7 protein-coding genes are annotated in these 3,534 nt (G+C 56.0%); 4 read left to right on the top strand and 3 right to left on the bottom strand.

Going from position 1 to position 3,534, the window contains the following annotated elements; translation table 11 throughout:
- From RMO15_RS14130 to RMO15_RS14120, 3 genes are all read right to left on the bottom strand, one after another.
- On the bottom strand, positions 1-219 hold a 219-nt coding region (locus tag RMO15_RS14130; protein ID WP_309713802.1), incomplete at its 3' end, for a hypothetical protein.
- Between the two features lie 38 nt (positions 220-257).
- Complete coding sequence (nusB, locus tag RMO15_RS14125; protein WP_309713799.1) at positions 258-722, bottom strand: transcription antitermination factor NusB; 465 nt, start codon at positions 720-722, stop codon at positions 258-260.
- Positions 723-758: 36 nt separating this feature from the next.
- Complete coding sequence (locus tag RMO15_RS14120; protein WP_309713796.1) at positions 759-1,169, bottom strand: LysM peptidoglycan-binding domain-containing protein; 411 nt, start codon at positions 1,167-1,169, stop codon at positions 759-761.
- Between the two features lie 210 nt (positions 1,170-1,379).
- Here RMO15_RS14120 and ruvX point away from each other — a divergent pair, with 210 nt between their 5' ends.
- The 4 genes from ruvX to RMO15_RS14100 form a co-directional block, all read left to right on the top strand.
- Positions 1,380-1,790, top strand: coding sequence for a Holliday junction resolvase RuvX (gene ruvX, locus RMO15_RS14115; protein ID WP_309713793.1), 411 nt, complete (start codon positions 1,380-1,382; stop codon positions 1,788-1,790).
- Entirely contained in the window at positions 1,787-2,692 is a 906-nt protein-coding gene (gene mltG / locus RMO15_RS14110) for an endolytic transglycosylase MltG (RefSeq protein WP_309713791.1), read from the top strand. The genes ruvX and mltG overlap by 4 nt, the downstream gene beginning before the upstream one ends.
- A complete protein-coding gene (locus RMO15_RS14105) occupies positions 2,689-3,195 on the top strand; it encodes a YqeG family HAD IIIA-type phosphatase (protein WP_309713788.1) in 507 nt (168 codons plus the stop codon). Before mltG ends, RMO15_RS14105 begins: the two co-directional genes overlap by 4 nt.
- On the top strand, positions 3,192-3,534 hold a 343-nt coding region (locus tag RMO15_RS14100; RefSeq protein ID WP_309713784.1), incomplete at its 3' end, for a GNAT family N-acetyltransferase. The genes RMO15_RS14105 and RMO15_RS14100, both read left to right, overlap by 4 nt.

Genomic DNA, 3,534 nt, shown 5'->3' with positions numbered 1-3,534 from the left:
GTCTAGGACATCGGTGGCCCCGACGGTGAATGAGTACTTATTTTTGGCAATATCTGCGCGTAGCTGTGTGAGCTGAAGCTTGAGGGGAGCGGAGAGTCTGAGCTCTTTCTGCGTGAAAATCGCTTGGTTCTTCAGTGCGGGCTGTGCGAGTGCAGCAAGCCCACCGACGCTGACGAGGAGAGTCAGCATGCTACGTCGAGAGAGTTTCCTATTAGACATGACGAGATTGTTCCACGAGGAGGGAGGTGGCTAAACCTTTATTCTCCCTGAGTGGCAGAAATTTCACTGTCTCTTGTGCTCTCTTGTGCACGGATGAGTCCTCCAATGACACCATTGATGAACTTTGCGGCTTCGGGGGTGGAGTATTTTTTGGCGAGCTCAACGGCTTCATTGGCTACGACACCATACGGTGCTCCTGAGAGATCAAAGAGAATTTCGGTAGCCGCGATTCGTAGGATATTTCGGTCGACGATTGTTTGTCGGTCGAGGGGGTAGTGGGTTGCGTGTTGCGCAATGGCAACATCGGCATCGTCTTGGTGGGAGAGTGTCCCGTCCACAAGCAGACAGCTAAACTCCGCCGCTTCTTCATCAAGCTTGTTTGCCTCGACCGTTTCCTGTTGGGCGATATCACGTGGAGTCTTGCCGACCTCCATCATGTAGAGGATGCGCAAGGCCGTTTCACGTGCGGCTCGTCGGGAGGAGGGAGAGGGGGTTTTCGCCATAACGCGGCTATTGTACCGCATGACCCTCTACCGATTTTAGGGCGTAGCAGGGACAACCAAGCGCTGACCGGGTTCGAGCTGACCGTTAGGGTTCCCGTTTAAGGCAGAAATAACGGCGATATTGTCCATCGTCGAGGTGCCTTTAGGGCTATACCGTCGGGCGATACTCCAGAGGGAGTCTCCCGGGGTGACCGTCACGACCTGCGTTTGTGTGAGCTCCGGCAACCGAATCGTTGCTGTCTCCCGCACTCCTTGAGGGGAGGCTGAGCGTGCTACCCGCGCTGCTAAGGCGACACCAGCGATCGCGAGAGCTATCCAGACAAGCCGACGGTAGAGCCGTCGTGTCCGTTGGCGCTGATTGGCACGTACTCTCCGTCTCGCATTGAGATAGAAATATTTCTCTTCATCACTCCAGAAGTGACCCTTATTTTGACTTCGCCACACCATAATTGCACTCACCTTCTGGCTAAACACTCCGCTGCTACACGACAAAACGGAAAACCAAATTTAGCAAATTTTCGTTCGCTTTTTCCAGTATATCCGTTCTATTTTTGTTTGTCAACCAAGTGTTTGCTGTTGTGCATTTTCTGATTTTCTTACTTACCCTAATGCATAAATCTGGTCTGAGGTTCCTGCCTTGTGATAGAACTAACACCAGTGAGACTACTAGGGGTGGATCTAGGAACGAAGCGTATCGGGATTGCTGTAACCGATGAGCTGGGCTTTGGGGCGTATCCTCGTGCCACCCTGGCACGGGCACGCTCACGAGCCGAAGATATTGCGGCGATTTTGTCCTGGGCAGAGCGCGAAAGCGTCGAGGCAATCATCATTGGTTTGCCCCTGAGCTTCCAGGGAACCAAGAACGACTGGGCGCTCCACTGCGAAAAATTCTCCGTTGCTCTCGCTGACGCAACCAAGCTGCCGATAATCCTCCAAGATGAGTTTCTCTCGTCGCAAGAAGCCCAGGCGGATCTGATTGCTGCCGGTGTCTCACGAAAGCGCCGCGATGCCGTGATTGATCAGGCCGCCGCCGTACGAATTTTAGAAAGCTATTTAAAGAGCCAGTGAAGAGACGTATCTGGGCCATTGCGGCCTTTATTGTATTAAGTGGCTGTGGCGGCGATGGTCGCCCGGTTGCGGAGCCTGGCGCGGCTCCCCTTGAGGTAAGTATTCCTGAGGGCGCGAGCATTACCCGTGTGGGCCAGCTCCTCGAAGAGAAGCATGTCATTCGCTCCGCAAGCTACTTTAAGCGTGTGGCAACCGGGACAATTCTCCCCGGGCTCTATGCCTTCTCGCCGTCGGACTCTCCGGAGGCGATCTACCAGAAACTTGCTCATGGCGATGTCTCTTCAACTAAAGTGACCTTCCCAGAAGGCTTTACGATCAAGAAGATGGCGGCGAAGCTTATCGAGAAAGGCGTGCTGGCAGACGACACCGAGTTTCTTCAGCTCACTCAGGGGCTAGAGGGCCAGCTTTTCCCTGATACCTACGCGTTCTCGAAAACCGTCACGGCCAAAGAGATCGTCCAGCAGCTTCAGCAGCACTTTCAGAAGCAGACTAAAGGGCTCTCGCTCACACCCGAAGCGCTGATCGTGGCATCGCTGATTGAGCGTGAGGCGGAGACCGACGAAGACCGCCCTAAGATTGCCGGGGTAATCTACAACCGCATCCAGAAAAACATGCGGCTCCAGATAGATGCCACAGTGCAGTATATTCTGCCGCAGCACAAAGCCCGCTTGCTCTTTTCTGACTTAAAAACGCCGTCGCTCTATAATACCTACCTCCACGCGGGGCTCCCACCGGGGCCGATCTGCAGTCCCGGTCTGGCTTCGATTCAGGCGGCGCTGGCACCCGAGAAGAGCAACTATCTCTTCTATGTCCAGGGAGAGGGGAGAGGCCACATCTTCGCCAAGACGTTTGAGGAGCACCGGGCCAACATTGCCCGTGTTCGTAAGAGCGCTCGTCCATGAGCCTGCTCAAGACAGATCGCATGGTACGTCGGGTGAGTGAGCTAGAGCTCGCTTGGCTGGCAGAGCGCGGCATCCGAGGCATCGTCTCCGACTTGGACAACACGCTTGCTGCCTGGCACGGCGACGAAATTCCCGGCGATATTTTAGCGTGGCTAGAGGCAGTGAAATCGGCGAAAATCGGTGTCTGCCTCTGCTCCAACACGCGCCGTCCGGTGCGCCTAGCGCGAATCGCGGAAAAGCTCGAAGTCCACCATGTGCCAGGAAATGCGGGAAAGCCAGGGCGGACGGGGGTGCTTAAGGCCCTGGAGCTAATGGCGGTTCTGCCCAACGAAGCCCTGATGGTGGGCGATCAGCTCTTCACCGACATGGTCGCTGGAAACCGGGTCGGCTTAACCACCGTTCTTGTCAATCCACTGGCGAACAAAGAGTTCATCGGCACTAAGCTCATCAGCCGCAACGCCGAGAAGCTCATTCTACGGGGCGAGCGTGCCCGGCCCGAATGAGCCTAGTTTGTCGCCTTGTCGCCAACGATGAAGATCGAGCGGCTTGCCTGGAGCTACGACGCCAAGTTTTCATTGAGGAGCAGCAGGTTCCCGAGGAGATCGAGCGGGACGCCGATGATGCCTCCGCGCTACATTTTCTCGCTTGTGAGGGCGAGCACCCCGTTGCCGTTGCCCGAGTCGTCGAGAAAAAACGGGCCGTTGCAAAGGTCGGGCGGGTGGCAGTAGTTGCCGCGTGGCGTGGCGAGGGAATCGGGGCGGAGCTGATGACCTTTGTGCTGGCAACTACTGCCACCCGCCCGACCTTTGCAACGGCCCGTTTTTTCTCGACGACTCGGGCAA

It is taken from the genome of Armatimonas sp. (assembly GCF_031410135.1).
Classification (GTDB): Bacteria; Armatimonadota; Armatimonadia; order Armatimonadales; family Armatimonadaceae; genus Armatimonas.
Note: the sequence above shows the minus strand (reverse complement) of the source record. Positions and strands in the feature narration are given on the sequence as shown.